Here is an 18,857-nt window from a genome sequence, read left to right as displayed (position 1 = left end):
ATCAAATTGATTGATTGAATAGACTTGATGAACCCCATAGTTTTTATCTATGATTAGAACAGAGCAGAGCAAAACAGAAATGAAAGGTGAAAAAGTCAAATGGCACTATATCATTTATTATTTCTATGGGAAAACAATAAAATATTAATATTATCAATTTGCCAAAATCCGGAAATTTTAATAATAACACCAGGAAAAAAATGGATTGCTTCGCTGAAACCGAAGATGACCGATCCGAAACCTTAGATAATGAGGAAGAAACCCATGCGGTATTACCCCGGCAGACAATGAGTGAATGAGAACAGCGCTGCCCGTGTCCGGCAGCAGCTGATTGTTCCCGGGAAAAAAGGGGGGACCGTGACCTGACGGCTGCTCACTCTTTCCCTTTGATTCCGGGTGATGTGTGACCAATAGGAGATCACCCTGTGGAGGGAAAGATATGATGCCGGAAGCAATTCAATTGACCCGTTCTTCCAACGGGATCAGCGACAAAGTCAAACAACTCATCCCGGACGGCAATCTGTCGGCCTGTCTGACCTGCGGTACCTGTACCAGTGGCTGTCCTGCCACGGGTTTGATGGATATGGATCCCAGAAAATTTCTGCGCATGGCGGTTTTCGGCCTGGACCGGGAGCTGGAACGTCATCCCTGGGTGTGGGCCTGCACCATGTGCAACCGCTGCTATGATGCCTGCCCCATGAAACTCAACATTCCCCAGCTCATCTTTTACCTGCGGTCCCAGTGGCCCAGGGAGGAACGGCCCAAAGGTATTCTGGGGTCCTGCGATCACCATGTACGCTCCCGGGGCGGGGCCATGGGAGTCCCTCTGGAGGATTTTCAGTTCACGGTGGAAGATGTGGCTGAAGAGTGCCGGGAGCAGGAAGGGTTTGAAGAGCTTACCGTGGACCTGGACCGGGAAGGGGCCTATTTCGCTTTGAACCAGAACTCCCGGGAACCCGTGACCGAGCCGGATGAGCTCATGCCGTTGTGGAAGATCCTTCACAAGGTCGGGGCTGACTGGACCTATTATTCCGACATGTGGGGGGGAGAAAACTACTGCATGTTCCTGGCCGATGATGCATCCTGGGAAAAGATCGTCCGGGCCCAGGCCGAACATATCGACAAACTGGGCTGCAAGGTGTTTCTCAATACGGAATGCGGCCACTCTTTTTATGCGGTCTGGGCCGGTCTCCAGCGGTTCAACATCCCTCACAAATTTGAATTCAGAAGCATTGTGGAATATTACGCCCGATGGATCCGGGAGGGAAAACTGCCCGTCACATCCGGCTGGAATACGACCGGTATCAAATTCACGGTCCAGGACCCCTGCAACGTGGTGAGAAAATCGCTGGGAGACCGTTTTGCCGATGACCTGCGGTACGTGGTCAAACAGGTGGTGGGGGAAGAGAATTTTGTGGAAATGGCCCCCAATAAATCCAACAACTTCTGCTGCGGCGGTGGAGGCGGGGCCCTCCAGGCCGGGTACACGGATGAACGCAGACAATATGGCAAAACCAAGTTCGATCAGATCCAGGCCACGGGGGCCAATTATGTGGTGACACCCTGTCACAACTGCCATGCCCAGATCGAAGATATGGCCCATGCCCATGGCGGTGACTATTACACGGTGCATCTGTGGACCTTGATCTGCCTGTCCATGGGCATTCTGGGTGAAAACGAGCGGACCTATCTGGGGCCGGACCTGGCCGAATACGGGCTTTGACACAAAGGAGAGATTCTATGGGTACTCCCATTTTAAATACATCCGATTCCCCGGTGGGCGCGGTCCTGGTGGCCGGCGGCGGTATTGCCGGCATCCAGGCGGCCCTGGACCTGGCGGATTCCGGATTTTTCGTTTACCTGGTGGAGCAGGGTCCGGCCATCGGCGGGGTCATGGCCCAGCTGGACAAGACTTTTCCCACCAATGACTGTTCCATGTGCATCATGTCCCCCAAACTGGTGGAGGTGGGACGGCACATCAATATCGAACTGGTCACCCTTGCCACGATTCAGGATATACAGGGGCAAAAAGGCAATTTTTCTGTTGAAATCTTTCAGAAGGCCCGGTACGTGGACCTGGATAAATGTGTGGGCTGCGGGGCCTGTGCGGAAAAATGCCCTAAAAAAGTGGCGGACGTCTACAACCAGGGGCTGGATAAGCGAAAAGCCGTCTATGTTCCCTATGCCCAGGCCGTTCCCCTCAAATATGTCATCGATCCGGTCCACTGCATCAAGCTGACCAAAGACAGGTGCGGCATTTGTGAAAAAGTGTGCCCCGCCGGTGCCGTCAATTTTCAGGATACGGATAAAACCCTTACCCTGCAGGTGGGGGCAGTGATCCTGGCCCCGGGGTTTGAGGCGTACCATCCCGGTGATTCGCCGATATACGGCTGGCACCAGCTCAAGGATGTGGTGACCTCCCTGGAATTTGAACGGATGCTGTCGGCATCCGGTCCGAAAAAAGGTCATGTCACCCGGCTGTCCGACGGGGCCGAACCCCGTCACATCGCCTGGCTGCAATGCGTGGGCTCCCGGGACATCAACCGGTGCGACAATGCCCACTGTTCGTCTGTGTGCTGTATGTACGCCATCAAGCAGGCCATCATTGCCAAGGAACATGATCCCTCCCTGGCATGCACCATCTTCTACATGGACATGCGTACCCACGGCAAGGGGTTTGAGGCCTGCTTCAACGAGGCAAGGGACAAGCACGGCATCCGGTTTGTCCGGTGCCGGGTCCATTCCGTGTACCAGGCCCCGGACAAACCCTGCCCCACCCTGGATTATTTCGACGACGAGGCCGGCGCAGCGGCCCAGACCGATGCCGACCTGGTGGTACTGTCCGTGGGCATGCAGATCGATGCAGAAACCCGGGCCTTTGCCCAAAAAATCGGCATCGATCTCACGGCATCCGGTTTCTGTAACACCCATTCTTTTTCCCCCACCACCACCTCCCGGGACGGCATCTATGTGTGCGGTGCATTCCAGGGTCCCAAGGACATTCCCCAGTCCGTGATCGAGGCGGGATCTGCGGCCCTGTGTGCCGGTACGGCCGTTTCCAAAAGCCGGGGCACATTGGTAAAAACCGTGGAAAAAGTTCCCGAGCGGGACGTGACCGGCGAGGTGCCGCGCATCGGCGTGTTTGTCTGTCACTGCGGCATCAACATCAGCGGTGTGGTGGATGTGGGGGCGGTGAGAGATTTTGCCGCTGCCCTGCCGTTTGTGGCATTTGCCGATGACAACCTGTACTCCTGTTCCCAGGATGCCCAGGAGATCATCACCGGCATTATCCGGGACAAAGGGCTGAACCGGGTGGTGGTGGCCGCATGCAGTCCCAGAACCCATGAACCCCTGTTCCAGGAGACCCTGGCCCAGGCCGGATTGAACAAGTATCTGTTTGAAATGGTGAATATCCGGAACCACAACTCCTGGGTCCACAAGGATGACCCGGAGGCGGCCACAAAAAAGGCCATGGAAAGTGTGGCCATGGCCGTGGCCAAGGTGGCCCTGTTCACCCCGCTCAAAGAGGAAAGCCTGTCCGTGGACAAGGACCTGCTGGTGGTGGGGGGCGGGATCTCCGGCATGAGTGCGGCCCTGTCCATGGCAGATCAGGGATTTGACGTCACCCTGGTGGAAAAACAACATTGTCTGGGAGGCCAGGCCAACCGGATTTTGCAGACCGCCACGGGTGCGGATGTGCAGACCGGTCTGGAAGCGCTGCAAAGACGGGTGCTGGACCATGACCGGATCCGGACACATCTGGAAAGTACCCTGGCCGGGGTGAACGGATTTGTGGGCAATTTCGAATCCCGGATCACCGGTCCGGCAGGGGATATCACCGTCCGGCACGGGGCAGTAGTGATTGCCACGGGCGCAAAAGAATTTCAGCCGGATGAATATCTGTACAATAAGTCCCCCCGGGTGATCACCGGACTTTCCCTGGATGAGAAAATCATGCAGAACGATGACCTGGTGACCACGGCAAAAACCGCCGTGTTCATCCAGTGCGTGGGGTCCAGGGAGCCGGACCGGCCCTATTGTTCCCGGATCTGCTGTACCCATTCCATTGCATCGGCCCTGCACCTCAAAGAGATGAACCCGCAGATGGATGTATATATCCTGTACCGGGATATCCGCACCTACGGGGAAAAAGAGCGGCTCTACCAGGAAGCCCGGGAAAAAGGGGTGGTGTTCATCCGGTACAGTGTAGACAACAAACCGGATGTGACCCGGGAAAAAGACGGCCTGACCGTAACGGTCATGGACCATGTGCTCCGGCAGCCGGTCCGGATTCCGGCGGACCTGGTGGTGCTGGCATCGGCAGTGGTGTCCCGGAAAGAGGATGCCCTGGCCAAACTGTTCAAAGTGCCCATGGACAGCGACGGGTTTTTTGCCGAAGCCCATGTCAAGCTGGCCCCTTCCAACTTTGCCGTGGACGGGGTGTTTTTATGCGGCCTGGCCCATTATCCCAAACCCATTGATGAATCCATTGCCCAGGCCCAGGCAGCGGCCGCCGGTGTCAGCCGCCTGTTTGCCAAGCATGAAATCAAGACCCTGGGCAATACCGCACAGGTAAATACCGCCGTTTGCAGCGGCTGCGGGGTTTGTGTGGCCGTGTGTCCCTACAGCGCCCCTGAAATGATCCCAGACGGGCGGGATGCGGGAAAGGCCCGGGTCAACCCGGTGCTGTGCAAGGGATGCGGCCTGTGCACCGCCTCCTGCCGGTCCGGTGCCGTGGAATTGATGGGATATAAAGAACAACAGATCATGGCCATGATTGACCATGCCTTTTAAGCGGAGTTTAAGCATATGACTGAATTCGAACCCAGAATCATCACCTTTCTGTGCAACTGGTGCAGCTACGGGGCTGCGGACCTGGCCGGTGTGAGCCGGTTTCAGTACCCGCCCAACATGAGAATCATCCGGATCCCCTGTTCGGGCCGGGTGTCCGTTAAAATGGTGCTCCATGCCATCCGCAGCGGTGCGGACGGCGTCTGGATTTCCGGGTGCCATCCCGGTGACTGCCATTATATTGAAGGCAACTTTTATGCCCGGCGCAAATTTGTTCTGCTCAAAGAGCTGCTGGAATATACCGGGCTGGAACCCGGCCGCCTGCAGTTTTCCTGGATCTCCTCGGCCGAGGGGGTCAAGTTTGCCGAGGTGGCCCAACAGGTGATTGCCGATATCCGGGCCCTGGGGCCGGCCGGAAAACTGGTCAAGCAGCTGCCGGAGGTGGCCTGATGAAGGAGATGGAAACCCGGATCCGGCAGATGGCCAAAGACCTGCTGGCCCAGAAAAAAGTGGACCAGGTGGTGGGATTCTGCCAGGGAAGCCTGGCTGCCGTCACCCGGCCCTTTCTGGCCCGAAACCCAAAAGAGGCGGAGCATCTGGTGTTCAACTGCAACTGTCGCATGAACCTGGCCACATTCGTGCCGGGCCTCAAAGGCCGGACCGGAATTGTGGCCAAGGGATGCGACAGCCGGAACCTGGTCATTCAGATGACTGAAAACCGGGTGAAACGGGAAGACCTGTATATCATCGGGGTTCCCTGTTCCGGCATGGCGGATAAAAACAAACTCCGGGCCGCTGCCGGCGGTTGGGATCTGATCCGCGTGAACGACCGGGGGGAACAGATCGAAGTGGAAACCACGCAAGGAACCACCCATACCCTGTCCCGGCAGGACCTGCTCCAGGACAACTGCGTCACCTGCATCCGGCACAATCCGGTGATCTATGACGCGCTGGCAGGTCCTGCGGTGCCGGAACCGGATCTGCTGGACCGGTTTGCGGATGTGACGGCGGTCCAGAAAATGGATCCCGGGGAAAAACAGGCGTATTTCCAGCACCTGCTCAAAGACTGCATCCGCTGTTATGCCTGCCGGGATGCCTGTCCCCTGTGTTACTGCCCCACCTGTTTTGTGGATGAATCTTCGCCCCAGTGGGTGGGCAAGACCCCGGACCCGGTGGATGTGACAACCTATCACCTGGTCCGGGCGTTTCATGATACCGGCCGGTGTACGGACTGCGGGGCATGCGAGGCAGCCTGTCCCATGAATATCAGGGTCCGGTCCTTTACCCGGAAAACCATCATGGACTGTGTGAACCATTTCGGGGAGGAAGCCGGGTTGAATCCGGATCAGCGGCCGGTTCTGGACAGGTTCCAGGTCAATGACCCCAATGATTTTTTCCGGTAACAGGCCGAAGTTTCCACAAGTAACAGATTATTTTTTTGCATGAGGGATTTTCTTGTATGATCATCATTAATAAAACAGATCTGGCCGGTGCCATGACCCGGGCCCAGGAGACATATCTGCTCAGCGGGCCGGTGGAAACCTTCCACGGTCACACTTTCAGGCACTTGGAACCCGGTCAGACCCCGGACCTGAGCTACCAACATACATTGGTGTCACCCAAGGCAGTGGTATTTCCCCCATCCGATCCCCTGTTGACATTTTCCGGGAATGACTGGACAGGGCCGGACCTGGCAGGTTTGCCGCCCCAGGCGGCCGTAGGAATCCGGCCCTATGATGCCAAAGCCCTGCACCTGCTCAAATACAATTTTGACACCCCGGAATACAAAGATCCGTTTTTTCTTTCCCGGTTTGAGAACCTCACCCTGGTGGGGCTGGCGGAAAATCAGCCGGACCCGGCCAATTTCAGTACCAGCTGCGGCACAGGTCCCTTTGACGAGACCGGGCTGGATATGCTGTTGGTGGACCTTGGAGATGCACTGGCGGGCAAAATCCTGACAGACAAGGGTGAGGCCTTTGCCCGGGCCGCCGGGCTGGTCCCCATACCGGCGGAGAAAAAAACGGCCGTTGCCTCAACCATTGCCGAATTGAAAACCCGGGCTGAAAAATCAATGACGTCTCCCCGGGAATTCGGCTCCCTGGACCCTGTTTCCACCTTGGATCTGTATGAGCAGGCGGATTGGGAAGCCCTGGCATTCGGCTGCATCAACTGCAACACCTGCACGTTTGTGTGTCCCACCTGCTGGTGTTTCGACATTCAGGACGAGGCCCGGGGGCAAAAAGGGGTCCGCCTCAAACTATGGGATTCGTGCATGTCTGCCTTGTATTCGGCCCATGCATCCGGCCACAACCCCCGCCAGCAAGGGTGGCAGCGGTTCAGGAACCGGTTTATGCACAAGCTCAAGTATTTTGCCGACAAATACGGGGCCGGTCCCATGTGCGTGGGATGCGGCCGGTGCATCCGGTTATGTCCCGCCGGCATCGATATCCGAACCATTCATCAGGCCTTGAGCCGTCTGGAGGCGGTGACATGAACAACCCGTATGACCCGTATCCGGTAACCATCAAAGAGATCAAAACCGAAACCGCGGACAGGTCCCTGAAAACCTTTACGTTTGCATTCATTCACCAAGCGGATGAGGCCGCATTTTCCTACCGGTCCGGTCAGTTTGCCATGCTCTCGGTTCCCCGGGTGGGGGAAATTCCCATCGGCATCGCTTCCGCCCCGTCGGAAAAAGGGATCGTCAAATTTACCGTATTCAAAACCGGCAAAGTGACCACGTTTTTACATAACATGAAACAAGGGGATGTCATGGGCATCCGGGGGCCCATGGGAAACGGGTTTCCTCTGGAACAGATGACAAAGAAAAATTTGCTGATCATCGGGGGCGGGTTCGCCTTTACCACCCTGCGGTCGACCATCATTACCCTGATGCAGCCGGATGTCCGGGACCAATACGGCACCATCGATGTGGTATACGGTGCCAGAAATCCCGGCATGCTGCTGTATCAGGACGAACTGGACCAGTGGTGCAGACAGCCGGGGATCAACATGCATATCACTGTGGATGAGACGGATGACCCGGACTGGCCCCATCACACCGGATTTGTTCCTGCGGTGGCAGGCGAATGTGCCCCGGAAAGTACCGGCAATTCAGTGGCCATCGTATGCGGTCCCCCGGTGATGATCAAATTCACCCGGCCGGTTCTGGCGGACCTGGGATACGGGGACGAAAATATTCTCATGAGCCTGGAAAACCGGATGAAATGCGGCATCGGCATGTGCGGCAGGTGCAATATCGGACAGGAACTGGTCTGCAGGGACGGGCCGGTATTTACCCTGGCGTATCTGAACAAAACCCCCGGGGAGTTTTAACTCATCTGCCGGACAAAGATCCGGCAGCAACTGCAATAACCAAAAGGAGAGACACATGATTACTGTGACCCAGGCTGCCCGGAAAGAGGTGGCCAAATATTTTGACGGCAAGGAAAAATCACCGGTCCGGCTTTTTATCACATCCGGATGCGGGGGACCATCACTGGCCATGGCATTGGATCAGCCAAAAGAGGCGGATACTGTCTTCACCCAGGGCGATGTGGATTATATCATGGAAACCGAGCTACTGAAAAAGGCCCAGCCCGTGACGGTGGATTATACGGGCATGGGGTTTAATATCTCATCCAGCCTGGAACTGGGAGGCGGGGGATGCAGCTCTTGCGGTACCGGAGGTGGGTGCTGCGGATCATAACAGGAGGACATGCATGCTTGAAACACTGCAAATCCATCCCAGAGTGGAAAAAATCCTGGAACAGATGAAGGCACAGGACAATGCGCCGAAAATTGCGGCAGAACGGGCCGAGGCCATTATCGATGCCCTGAAAAACGGCATCATCATGGCCCGGGCCGGCCGTCTGTCCAAAACCAAGGATGCCCGGATCAGAAGGCTGTTCAAGTATGACCTGGGAAAAGGGTACCGCCTGATCAGCCTCAAGGACAAGTCAGCATTGTACATCCTTTTTGTGGGGTCCCATGACCGGTGTGACACCTGGCTGGATACCAACAGCAAGGGGAAACCCCATCAGACAGAGGTCCCCATGGTCTGTTATGAGATCACGCAAAAGAAACGGCGGCAAAGTTGTCCTGCACCCTTATCCTTTGCAGACCCGGAGGAGGATCTGTGCGACCGGATGCCCCCGGTTTCCCAGAAGGATCTGCGGGAAGTGTTCAGCGGGCTGGTGAGAAGCGTGCAGGCCCGCTAGGCAGATCATCTCGGTTCTGACCGGGGAAACCAGACCGGACAAAAGGGTCGATCCGTTTTCAACGGCGGCAGACGTATCTTTGAAGATGAAGAAAGCCAACGGTTGGAAATGTCAACTTTCAGTACCTAAAAGAGGAGGGGCAATGACACAGAAAGAAAAAACCGGGGCAGTGTTGGTGGTTGGCGGTGGGATCGCCGGGATTCAGGCGGCACTGGATCTGGCGGACTCCGGGTTTCTGGTTCACCTGGTGGAGCAGGAGCCCCAGATCGGCGGGGTCATGGCCCAGCTGGACAAGACCTTTCCCACCAATGACTGCGCCATGTGTGTGATCTCTCCCAAACTGGTGGAAGCGGGCCGTCATCTGAACATCGATCTGCACACCAGAAGCCGGGTGACCGGCATCACGGGTGAGGCCGGCCGGTTTTCCGTGACCCTGGAAAAACAGGCCCGGTTTGTGGACCTGGACAAATGTACGTCCTGCGGCGAGTGTGCCAAGGTTTGTCCGGTGACGGTTCCCAACCGGTTTGACCAGGAACTGGGAAGCCGCAAAGCCATTTATAAACTCTATCCCCAGGGAATGCCCGGGGCCTGGGCCATCGACAAACGGTCCGTGGCCCCGTGCAAAGCCACCTGTCCTGCCCATGTGTCCATCCAGGGGTTCATCGCCCTGATGCAGCAGGAAAAATATGCGGAAGCATTGAAGCTGTTCAAGCAGGAACATCCGTTTCCCGGGGCCTGCGGCCGGGTCTGTCACCATCCCTGTGAAGCGGTGTGCACCAGAGGGGATGCAGACCAGCCCCTGGCCATCCAGTATCTGCACCGGTTTCTGGCAGACCTGGATTTTGAACAGGAATCTGCCTGGATACCGGAAATAGATGAAAAAAGAGATGAGAAAGTGGCCATTATCGGGTCCGGCCCGGCCGGACTTACGGCAGCCTATTACCTGGCCCAGAAGGGTTACGGGGTGACGGTGTATGAAAAACTGCCGGTAAAAGGCGGCATGATGGCGGTGGGAATTCCCGAATACCGGCTGCCCAAGGTGGAACTGGAAAAAGAGATCGCCGTCATCGAAGCCCTGGGGGTTACGATCAAAACCGGGATGGCGTTCGGGAAAGACATCACCCTGGACAGCCTGAAAAAAGACGGATTTGCATCGGTGTTCATGGCCACGGGCCTGCACGGTTCCCGTTCTCTGGGTGTCCAAGGAGAAGACCTGAAAGGGGTTCTGGCCGGCACCACATTTCTGCGGGATGCTGCCATGGGCAGGGCAGACAAACTGTCCGGCAAAACCATTGTCATCGGCGGTGGCAACGTGGCCGTGGATGTGGCACTCTCCGCCCGGCGCCTGGGATCCGACGATGTCACCATGGTGTGCCTGGAAAAAAGAGAGGAGATGCCGGCCTGGGATTATGAGATCGAAGAGGCCCTGGAAGAAAAGGTCAATATCGTGAACAGCAAGGGGCCGTTGCGGTTCTACGGTGATGAGGACGGTAAGGTCACGGAAGTCTCCTTCCAGGAATGCACATCGGTATTTGATGAAAACGGCCGGTTCAATCCCCGGTACGATGACTGTCAGTTGATCACCCATGAAGCAGATACCGTGATCGTGGCCATCGGCCAGATGGGAGAGACTGAATTTGCCAAAGACCAGGGCATCGCCCTGACCCCGCCGGGCGGGTATGAAGCGGACCCGGTCACCCTCCAGACCCCCATTGAATGGGTGTTTGCCGGCGGGGATGCATTTTACGGTCCCAAATCCGTGGTGGATGCCGTGGCATCGGGAAAGACTGCGGCGGAAAGCATTCACCGGTTTATCAACGGCCTGGACCTGGCCGAAGGCCGTGAAAAATCCTGGGATTTTGAAAAACCGGAAATAGACAATGTGCCGCAGATCCAGCGGATCACGCCGGAAAAACTGCCCGTGGCACAAAGAGAGGGCAATTTCAAGGAGGTGACCCGAGCCCTGGCCAAAGAGCTGATCGACCGGGAAGCGGCCCGGTGTCTGTCCTGCGGCATTTGTTCCGAGTGCTACCAGTGTGTAGAGGTGTGCCTGGCCGGCGCTGTGGACCATACCATGGCCACCCGGACCGTTTCTCTGGATGTGGGGGCCGTGATCCTGGCACCGGGATTCAAGGCGTTTGATCCGTCTGCACTTGCCCATCTCAACTATACGGGCAACCCCAATGTGGTCACCTCCCTGGAATTTGAACGGATTCTGTCTGCATCCGGACCGTTTCAGGGACATCTGGTGCGGCCCTCGGACCTTCGGGAACCTCAAAAGATCGCCTGGCTCCAGTGTGTGGGGTCCAGGGACGAAAACCCGTGCAGTCACGGGTATTGTTCCTCGGTGTGCTGCATGATCGCCGCCAAACAGACCGTTATTGCCAAGGAACATAGTCCCCGGCCTCTGGATACGGCCGTATTTTTCATGGATATGCGGACCCACGGCAAGGAATTCGAGCGCTATTACCAGCGGGCGGAACAGGAAAAAGGTGTCCGGTTCATCCGGTCCCGGGTCCATACTGTGGAATGCGATGCCGATCAGAATCCGGTGTTGAAATATGTGACAGAAGAGGGGGGCCTTGAGACGGAAACATTCGATATGGTGGTACTTTCCGTGGGCCTTGAAACCACGGAACAGACCCGTGAACTGGCGGAAAATCTGGGGATCGATGTCAATGCCCACGGGTTTGCCCGTACATCCGACCTGTCTCCTGTGGCCACCAGCCGCAGCGGTATTTTTGTCTGCGGGGTGTTCCAGGGACCCAAGGACATTCCCCAGTCCGTGATGGAGGCTTCGGCCGCTGCTGCCGGTGCGGCCGCTCACCTGGCACCGGCCCGGGGCAGCCTGACCCGGACCCGGGAACTGCCGCCGGAGCAGGATTTTTCCGGTCAGCTGCCCCGGGTGGGGGTGTTTGTGTGCAACTGCGGCATCAACATCGGCGGGGTGGCGGATGTGCCGGCGGTGCGCGAATTTGCCCGGACCCTGCCCCATGTGGTGCATGTGGAGGACAATCTTTTCACCTGTTCCCAGGACACCCAGGACAAGATGAAAGCGGTGATTGCCGAGCACGGCATCAACCGGGTAGTGGTGGCGTCCTGCTCCCCCCGGACCCATGAACCGTTGTTCCAGGAAACCATCCGGGAGGCGGGATTGAACAAGTATCTGTTTGAGATGGCCAATATCCGGGACCAGAACACCTGGGTGCATATGAACAACCCGGACCAGGCCACGGCCAAGGCCAAAGACCTGGTGGCCATGGCCGTGGCCAGGGCCAATTGTGCCCAGCCCCTTTACCAGATTCCCCTGAATGTCGAAAGATCCCTGCTGGTGGTGGGCGGCGGGGTGGCGGGCATGACCGCGGCCCTGTCAGCCGCCTGCCAGGGATATCCCGTGACCCTGGTTGAGCGGGAAGACACCCTGGGGGGCGTGGCCGGGCACCTGCTGACAACGGTACAGGGAGAACCGGTACCGCCGTTTGTCTCGGACCTGGCGGAAACCCTGTCAAGCCATGACCGGGTCCGGATATACAAGAACAGCGAGGTGGTGGAGACTGCCGGGGTCCTGGGCAATTTTACCACCCGGATCATGACCCGGGCCGATGACGGCAAACCGGTCGCGGTCACGGTCCGGCACGGGGCCACGATCCTGGCCACCGGCGGGAAAGAGTCGGTGCCCGATGAATATGCATACGGCCGTCACCCCCGGGTATATACCCACCTGGATCTGAACCGGGCCATGGCAGAACCGGGCCATGGGATCCATGGGGTCAAAACCGTGGTGTTTATCCAGTGCGTGGGATCCAGAAACGACCAGCGCCCCTACTGTTCCCGGATCTGCTGCACCGTGAGTATTAAAAAAGCCCTGATGCTCAAACAGGAACATCCGGATATGGATATCTATATTCTGTACCGGGATATTCGGACCTATGGCCTGAAAGAAGACCTGTACACCGAGGCCCGGAAAAAAGGGATCCTGTTCATCCGGTATGAACCGGAGGCACCCCCCAGGGTCACCACCCCGGAGGGGCTGGATTCGTCATCCAAAGACCTGAGCCTTCAGGTCACGGTGAAAGAGCGGATTCTCAAGATGGATGTGGCCATATCTGCGGATGCCGTGGTGCTGGCTTCGGCGGTGCTGCCCCATGAAAACAGGGAGCTGTTCGAGCTGTTCAAGGTGCCGGTGAATGCGGACGGGTTTTTGAACGAGGCCCATGCCAAGCTGCGGCCGGTTGATTTTTCGTCCGACGGCATTTTTCTGGCCGGCCTGGCCCATTACCCCAAATCCCTGGATGAAACCATTGCCCAGGCCCAGGCGGCCGTGGCAAGGGCTTCGGTGATTCTTTCCCGGGACCACATACTGGTGGGCGGGGTGGTGGCGGAAAATATCCATCCGGAACAATGCGCCCGGTGCCTGGTCTGTGTGCGGAACTGCCCCTATGACGTTCCCCGGATCAAAGAGGGCCATGCCTGGATCGATCCGGCCCTGTGTCACGGGTGCGGGATATGCGCGGCGGAATGCCCGGCCAAGATACTGACCCTGCACCATTTTACAGACCGGCAGCTTACCGAAAAGTCCCATGCCCTGTTTGCCTGACATTAAAAAAAGGAGGCTGTTATGCAGGATACATCAACGAAAGAGGCGTTTGAACCCAGAATCATCGGTTTCTGCTGTAAATTTTGTGCCTATGCCGCCGCCGACCTGGCCGGATCCATGCGAATCTCCTATCCGGCCAGTGTCAAGATCATCCAGGTGCCCTGCACCGGCCGCATTGATATGATCCATATCCTTAAATCACTGGAGGATGGTGCGGACGGGGTCATGATCGCCGGATGCCTGGAGGGGGAGTGCCATTTTCTCCAGGGCAATTTCAAGGCCAGAAGCCGGGTGGAAGCGGTCCGCCGCATCCTGGCACAGATCGGCATGGAACCGGACCGGGTGGCCATGTTCAACCTGTCATCCGCCATGGGGCCAAAATTTGCTGAAATCACCGCACAAATGACCGACCGCATCCGTCAACTGGGACCCAGCCCTGTGGCGACCGCCGGGAAGAAATCCAGAGATGCCGCCTGAAAACCGGAACAACGGGTGTGAGATAATCCAACAACCAGAGGAATGACCCATGATTATTGCCAGCAAAAAACCCATCGAAGAGATCATACAGGAGATAACGCCCTATTCCCGCATCCTGATTCTGGGGTGCAACGAATGTGTTACCGTGTGCGAGGCAGGGGGCAAAAAAGAGGTGGAAGTACTGGCTTCGGCACTCAGGATCTTCTGCCTGTCCCAGGGCATTGAGAAAACCATTGGCGAACACACCCTGGAGCGCCAGTGCGACCATGAGTACTTAGAAGAGATCAGAAACATGGTGGATGACTATGATGCCATTGTATCCCTGGCCTGCGGGGTGGGGGTGCAGTTTGCCGCAGAAAAATACCTCACCATGCCGCTGCTGCCCGGGGTCAACACCGTCTGTCTGGGGGCCAACGAGGACAGAGGTCTATGGACCGAGCGGTGCCAGGCCTGCGGGTCCTGTGTACTGGCCCGCACCGGCGGCATCTGTCCGGTGTCCCGGTGCGCCAAACGGGTGTTGAACGGTCCCTGCGGCGGGTCCACAAACGGCAAGTGTGAGATCTCCAAAGACACCGATTGTGCGTGGCAGCTGATCATCGACCGGCTCAAAGCCCTGGATAAAATGGATGATTATGAGGCCGTCGCCCCTGTGAAAGACTGGTCCAAAGACCGGGCCGGCGGCCCCAGAACCGTAACCAGGGAGGATGTGAAGATATGAGCAAATATGTTAGCAGCAGCAGACTGGAGCGCATTTTAAAGGCAGGGCACTTAGGGGTTACTTCAGAGTGCGGGCCTCCCAGGGGCAGTGATGCGGAAGAGGTTACAAAAAAAGGTCTGCTTATCAAAGATTATGTGGATGCAGTGAATGTCACGGACAACCAGACCGCCATGACTCGCATGTCTTCTCTGGCCGCCTGCATCCACCTCAAGCTGCTGGGCATAGAACCGGTGCTCCAGATGGTGACAAGGGATAGAAACCGGGTGGCGTTGCAGAGCGATATCCTGGGAGCGGCTTCCTTTGATATTTCCAACATGCTGTGCCTGTCCGGAGACCACCAGAGTTTTGGTGACTGCGCCCGGGGCCAGAACGTCCATGACTTGGATTCCATGCAGCTGGTGCAGACCGTGCGCCACATGCGGGATGAAGGAAAGTTTCTGGGCGGTGATGATATCAAGCGGCCCCCGAAAATTTTTGTGGGGGCGGCAGCCAACCCTTTTGCCGATCCCTTTGAAATCCGGATACCGCGCCTGGCCAAAAAGATCGCCTGCGGAGCCGAATTCATCCAGACCCAGTGCATCTACAATATCGACAAATTCAAGGAGTGGATGCGCAGGGCTTCTGACCGGGGATTGACGGAAAAGGTTTTTATCATGGCCGGCATGACGCCCATGAAGTCCGTGGGTATGGCCAAGTACATGAAAAACAAGGTGCCGGGCATGGATGTGCCCGATGAAATTATCCAGCGGCTGGCGGGCGTGGAAAAAAAGCACCAGGCCCAGGAAGGCATCCAGATCTGCGTGGAGCATATCCAGGAACTCAAGGAAGTGCCCGGAATCGCGGGGTTTCACATCATGGCCATTGAATGGGAAGAAAAAGTGCCGGAAATAGTTGAAAAAAGCGGGCTTTATCCAAGGCCTGACATGTAATTGCTTTGTTTTTATAGCGCTTTGAAAAGGATGGTAGAACTGTGGAAAACAAACCTTTTGAAAAAAAAATCGGTGACGTACTGGTGGTCGGCGGCGGGATCAGCGGTATCCAGGCATCCCTTGATCTGGCAACGGCTGGATTTAAAGTTTATCTGGTGGAAAAATCCCCGACCATCGGCGGCAAAATGGCCCAGCTGGACAAAACCTTTCCCACCAATGACTGTTCCATGTGCATTGAATCTCCCAAGTTTCTGGAATGCAGCCGGCATCCCAATATCGAGATCCTGACCATGACCGAAGTGGCATCCGTTCAGGGACAGGCCGGCGATTTTACCGTGACCGTTGAAAAACGGCCGAGATATGTGGATGAGGATAAGTGCACGGGCTGCACCAGTTGTGCGGAATACTGCCCGGTGACCATACCGGACCCGTTCAACCAGAATATATCCCGGAACAAAGCCGTCCATATGTATTTTGCCCAGGCCATTCCACTTACCCCGTATATTGACGAGAAATGCATCTTTCTGGAAGATGAAAAATGTACCATCTGCCTGGGTATCTGTAAAAACGATGCCCTGGATTTTAACCAGACACCGCAACAAATATCGCTTCACGTCGGTGCGGTCGTTCTTTCTTTAGGGATGGACACCTTTGATCCGGCAATTAAAAACGACTATGGCTATGGCATCATGGAAAATGTGGTGACCAGCCTGGATTATGAACGCCTCCTGTGCGCTACCGGTCCTTATGACGGCGAGATCCTGCGGGCTTCGGACAAAAAACACCCCCGCAGAATCGCCTGGATTCACTGTGTGGGATCACGGCGGGTCACCCAAGGGCATAACAGCTATTGTTCCGCCGTATGCTGTACCTATACCCAGAAACAGGTGATCCTGACCAAGGATCATGATGAAGGGGCGGAATGTACCATTTTTCACAATGATATCCGGTCCTACAGCAAGGGATTTGAACGGTTTTACCAGAGAGCGGAAAGCCTGCCCGGCATCCGGTTCATCCGAAGCTATGTGTCTGTTGGCAGAGAGATCCCTGAGACAAAAAATATCACTTTAAGATACAGCACACCGGATGCCGGTGTTATCGAAGAAGAATTTGACATGGTGGTCCTGTCTGTCGGGCTGGTTCCGCCGGCCGGCTATCAGCAGCTGGCAGAAAAATTCGGTATTGATCTGAATGCCCACGGATTCTGCAGCACCCGTCCTGAAAATCCGGTGGAAACCTCCAGGAAGGGCGTGTTTGTCGCCGGTGCCTTCCAGGGCCCCATGGATATCCCGGAATCCGTTTTTTCCGCCAGCGGGGCCTGCGCCCGGTGCAGTGAAATTCTTTCCTTTCGGAAGGGCAGGCTTTCCAGAAAAAGGATCTATCCCAAAGAAAGGGATATTTCCGGGGAAACACCGAAAATCGGCGTATTTGTCTGTCACTGCGGCGCCAATATCGGCCGGATCGTGGATGTCCCTTCCGTGGTCGATTATGCCCTGACACTTCCCCATGTGGTACATGCCCAGGAACAGCTGTTCTCATGTGCCACCAATTCCGCCCAGCAGATAACAGATACCATCCGGGAAAAAGGGCTGAACCGCGTGATTGTTGCCGCCTGCACCCCCAGGACCCATGAGCCGGTATTCCGGGATACGCTCCGGGAAGGCGGGATCAATCAATATCTTTATGATATGGCCAATATCCGGGAACATTGTTCCTGGGTGCATTCAAGGGAAAAGGAGGATGCCACACAAAAGGCAAAAGATCTGGTCCGGATGTCGGTGGGCCGGACAAAAAACCTTGAGCCGCTTCAGGAGTTTGATCTGCCGGTCAATAAGACCGCCATGGTGGTCGGCGGCGGAGTCGCCGGTATGACCAGTGCTTTGAGCCTTGCCAGGCAAGGGTTTTCAGTTCATCTGCTGGAAAAGGAAAACGATCTGGGCGGTATGGCGCGGCGGATTCATACCACATTGGATGGTATGGATGTCCAGGCATTCGTGAAAACTCTGATCCGGGATGTTTACCAGCACCCTCTCGTTCATGTTTCCCATGAGGCGGTCATCACGGACGTTTCCGGTTACGTGGGCAATTTTACCACCACCGTGGTAACGGAAGGCCGGACAAAAACCATTCAGCATGGTGCCGCCATTATTGCAACTGGTGCCGCTGAATATGAACCCGATGAGTACCTTTACGGCAAAAATGATTCCGTTATGACCCAGCTGGCGCTTGAAGAAAAATTGTCCAGCCGCGATCTTCAACTCATGGATGCACAGAGCCTGGTCATGATTCAGTGTGTAGGCTGCCGGAATGAAGAGAGAAACTACTGCTCCCGGGTCTGTTGCACCCATGCCGTAAAAAATGCCCTGGCACTTACAAAAATCAATCCGGAAATTCGGATCCATATTCTGTTCCGGGATATGAGAACTTACGGGTTCAATGAAGATTATTACCGAACCGCATCGGAAAAAGGGGTTAAATTTATCCGGTATGACGTTACCGATCAACCGATAGTGGAAAAGGTTCGGGAAAACGGCGGAGACATCTTACGCGTTACTGTTCCGGATCAAATTCTGGGCAAACGGCTTGAGCTGGATGCGGACTTTGTGGTCCTGTCCGCTGCGGTTGTTCCCGCACCCGATACACATAATATCGCCGGTTTATTCAAGGTGGCCCTGAGCCCGGAAGGATTTTTCCAGGAGGCCCATGTCAAACTCAGGCCCGTAGATTTTGCCGCTGAAGGGGTGTTTCTGTGCGGCACGGCCCATTATCCCAAGCACATTTCCGAAGCTGTCACTCAGGCCAGTGGGGCTGCAGGCCGGGCAGCGGTTCTGCTCTCGCAGGATACGGTTACCGCGTCCGGTTCCGTATGCGAAGTGGATGAAGACCTGTGTGTTTCCTGCGGGGCCTGTATTACCGCCTGTACCTACGGCGCCATTGAGTTTTATGAGACGAAGAAAGGTAAAAAAGCCCGTGTCATTCCTGTTCTATGCAAAGGGGACGGCCTATGTAATGCCAAATGCCCCACAGAAGCAATTCAGCTGAAGCATTACACGGACGAGGAGATTTTATACCAACTGGATGCGGCATTTCCGGAACTTGAGCCGGCCGACTGCTGAAAAAGACCC

The 18,857-nt window shown here is 56.2% G+C and carries 13 protein-coding genes; all 13 read left to right on the top strand.

Annotated features, from left to right (window positions below):
- Positions 1 to 442: 442 nt before the first annotated feature.
- The 13 genes from DPO_RS02865 (at position 443) to DPO_RS02805 (ending at position 18,848) form a co-directional block, all read left to right on the top strand.
- Positions 443 to 1,723 (top strand): (Fe-S)-binding protein, encoded by a 1,281-nt coding sequence (locus DPO_RS02865; protein WP_040011510.1) that lies wholly within the window; start codon positions 443 to 445, stop codon positions 1,721 to 1,723.
- A gap of 17 nt (positions 1,724 to 1,740) precedes the next feature.
- Positions 1,741 to 4,794: an FAD-dependent oxidoreductase gene (locus DPO_RS02860; RefSeq protein WP_006964152.1), complete on the top strand. Its 3,054-nt coding sequence runs from the start codon at positions 1,741 to 1,743 to the stop codon at positions 4,792 to 4,794.
- Between the two features lie 15 nt (positions 4,795 to 4,809).
- On the top strand, positions 4,810 to 5,241 hold the full coding sequence (locus DPO_RS02855) for a hydrogenase iron-sulfur subunit (RefSeq protein ID WP_006964151.1): 432 nt from the start codon (positions 4,810 to 4,812) through the stop codon (positions 5,239 to 5,241).
- Positions 5,241 to 6,194 (top strand): 4Fe-4S binding protein, encoded by a 954-nt coding sequence (locus DPO_RS02850; RefSeq protein ID WP_006964150.1) that lies wholly within the window; start codon positions 5,241 to 5,243, stop codon positions 6,192 to 6,194. The genes DPO_RS02855 and DPO_RS02850 overlap by 1 nt, the downstream gene beginning before the upstream one ends.
- A gap of 56 nt (positions 6,195 to 6,250) precedes the next feature.
- A complete protein-coding gene (locus DPO_RS02845; protein ID WP_006964149.1) occupies positions 6,251 to 7,285 on the top strand; it encodes a 4Fe-4S dicluster domain-containing protein in 1,035 nt (344 codons plus the stop codon).
- Positions 7,282 to 8,127: an FAD/NAD(P)-binding protein gene (locus DPO_RS02840; protein WP_006964148.1), complete on the top strand. Its 846-nt coding sequence runs from the start codon at positions 7,282 to 7,284 to the stop codon at positions 8,125 to 8,127. The genes DPO_RS02845 and DPO_RS02840 overlap by 4 nt, the downstream gene beginning before the upstream one ends.
- A gap of 55 nt (positions 8,128 to 8,182) precedes the next feature.
- Positions 8,183 to 8,500: an IscA/HesB family protein gene (locus DPO_RS02835; protein ID WP_006964147.1), complete on the top strand. Its 318-nt coding sequence runs from the start codon at positions 8,183 to 8,185 to the stop codon at positions 8,498 to 8,500.
- A 13-nt stretch (positions 8,501 to 8,513) separates the two neighbouring features.
- Positions 8,514 to 9,011: a hypothetical protein gene (locus DPO_RS02830; RefSeq protein ID WP_006964146.1), complete on the top strand. Its 498-nt coding sequence runs from the start codon at positions 8,514 to 8,516 to the stop codon at positions 9,009 to 9,011.
- Between the two features lie 142 nt (positions 9,012 to 9,153).
- On the top strand, positions 9,154 to 13,608 hold the full coding sequence (locus tag DPO_RS02825; RefSeq protein ID WP_006964145.1) for an FAD-dependent oxidoreductase: 4,455 nt from the start codon (positions 9,154 to 9,156) through the stop codon (positions 13,606 to 13,608).
- A 21-nt stretch (positions 13,609 to 13,629) separates the two neighbouring features.
- Positions 13,630 to 14,085: a hydrogenase iron-sulfur subunit gene (locus DPO_RS02820; protein ID WP_006964144.1), complete on the top strand. Its 456-nt coding sequence runs from the start codon at positions 13,630 to 13,632 to the stop codon at positions 14,083 to 14,085.
- A 49-nt stretch (positions 14,086 to 14,134) separates the two neighbouring features.
- Positions 14,135 to 14,803 (top strand): methylenetetrahydrofolate reductase C-terminal domain-containing protein, encoded by a 669-nt coding sequence (locus DPO_RS02815; protein WP_006964143.1) that lies wholly within the window; start codon positions 14,135 to 14,137, stop codon positions 14,801 to 14,803.
- Positions 14,800 to 15,732, top strand: coding sequence for a methylenetetrahydrofolate reductase (locus tag DPO_RS02810; protein WP_006964142.1), 933 nt, complete (start codon positions 14,800 to 14,802; stop codon positions 15,730 to 15,732). Before DPO_RS02815 ends, DPO_RS02810 begins: the two co-directional genes overlap by 4 nt.
- 41 nt (positions 15,733 to 15,773) lie before the next feature.
- On the top strand, positions 15,774 to 18,848 hold the full coding sequence (locus DPO_RS02805; RefSeq protein WP_006964141.1) for a CoB--CoM heterodisulfide reductase iron-sulfur subunit A family protein: 3,075 nt from the start codon (positions 15,774 to 15,776) through the stop codon (positions 18,846 to 18,848).
- Positions 18,849 to 18,857 lie beyond the last annotated feature (9 nt).

This window comes from Desulfotignum phosphitoxidans DSM 13687, from assembly GCF_000350545.1.
Taxonomy (GTDB): domain Bacteria; phylum Desulfobacterota; class Desulfobacteria; order Desulfobacterales; family Desulfobacteraceae; genus Desulfotignum; species Desulfotignum phosphitoxidans.
Note: the sequence above shows the minus strand (reverse complement) of the source record. Positions and strands in the feature narration are given on the sequence as shown.

What these genes read in the sequence shown, in the direction of transcription:
- DPO_RS02865 (WP_040011510.1), top strand. Translation starts at nt 443, where the DNA reads ATGCCGGAAGCAATTCAATTGACCCGTTCTTCCAACGGGATCAGCGAC.
- DPO_RS02860 (WP_006964152.1), top strand. Translation starts at nt 1,741, where the DNA reads ATGGGTACTCCCATTTTAAATACATCCGATTCCCCGGTGGGCGCGGTC.
- DPO_RS02855 (WP_006964151.1), top strand. Translation starts at nt 4,810, where the DNA reads ATGACTGAATTCGAACCCAGAATCATCACCTTTCTGTGCAACTGGTGC.
- DPO_RS02850 (WP_006964150.1), top strand. Translation starts at nt 5,241, where the DNA reads ATGAAGGAGATGGAAACCCGGATCCGGCAGATGGCCAAAGACCTGCTG.
- DPO_RS02845 (WP_006964149.1), top strand. Translation starts at nt 6,251, where the DNA reads ATGATCATCATTAATAAAACAGATCTGGCCGGTGCCATGACCCGGGCC.
- DPO_RS02840 (WP_006964148.1), top strand. Translation starts at nt 7,282, where the DNA reads ATGAACAACCCGTATGACCCGTATCCGGTAACCATCAAAGAGATCAAA.
- DPO_RS02835 (WP_006964147.1), top strand. Translation starts at nt 8,183, where the DNA reads ATGATTACTGTGACCCAGGCTGCCCGGAAAGAGGTGGCCAAATATTTT.
- DPO_RS02830 (WP_006964146.1), top strand. Translation starts at nt 8,514, where the DNA reads ATGCTTGAAACACTGCAAATCCATCCCAGAGTGGAAAAAATCCTGGAA.
- DPO_RS02825 (WP_006964145.1), top strand. Translation starts at nt 9,154, where the DNA reads ATGACACAGAAAGAAAAAACCGGGGCAGTGTTGGTGGTTGGCGGTGGG.
- DPO_RS02820 (WP_006964144.1), top strand. Translation starts at nt 13,630, where the DNA reads ATGCAGGATACATCAACGAAAGAGGCGTTTGAACCCAGAATCATCGGT.
- DPO_RS02815 (WP_006964143.1), top strand. Translation starts at nt 14,135, where the DNA reads ATGATTATTGCCAGCAAAAAACCCATCGAAGAGATCATACAGGAGATA.
- DPO_RS02810 (WP_006964142.1), top strand. Translation starts at nt 14,800, where the DNA reads ATGAGCAAATATGTTAGCAGCAGCAGACTGGAGCGCATTTTAAAGGCA.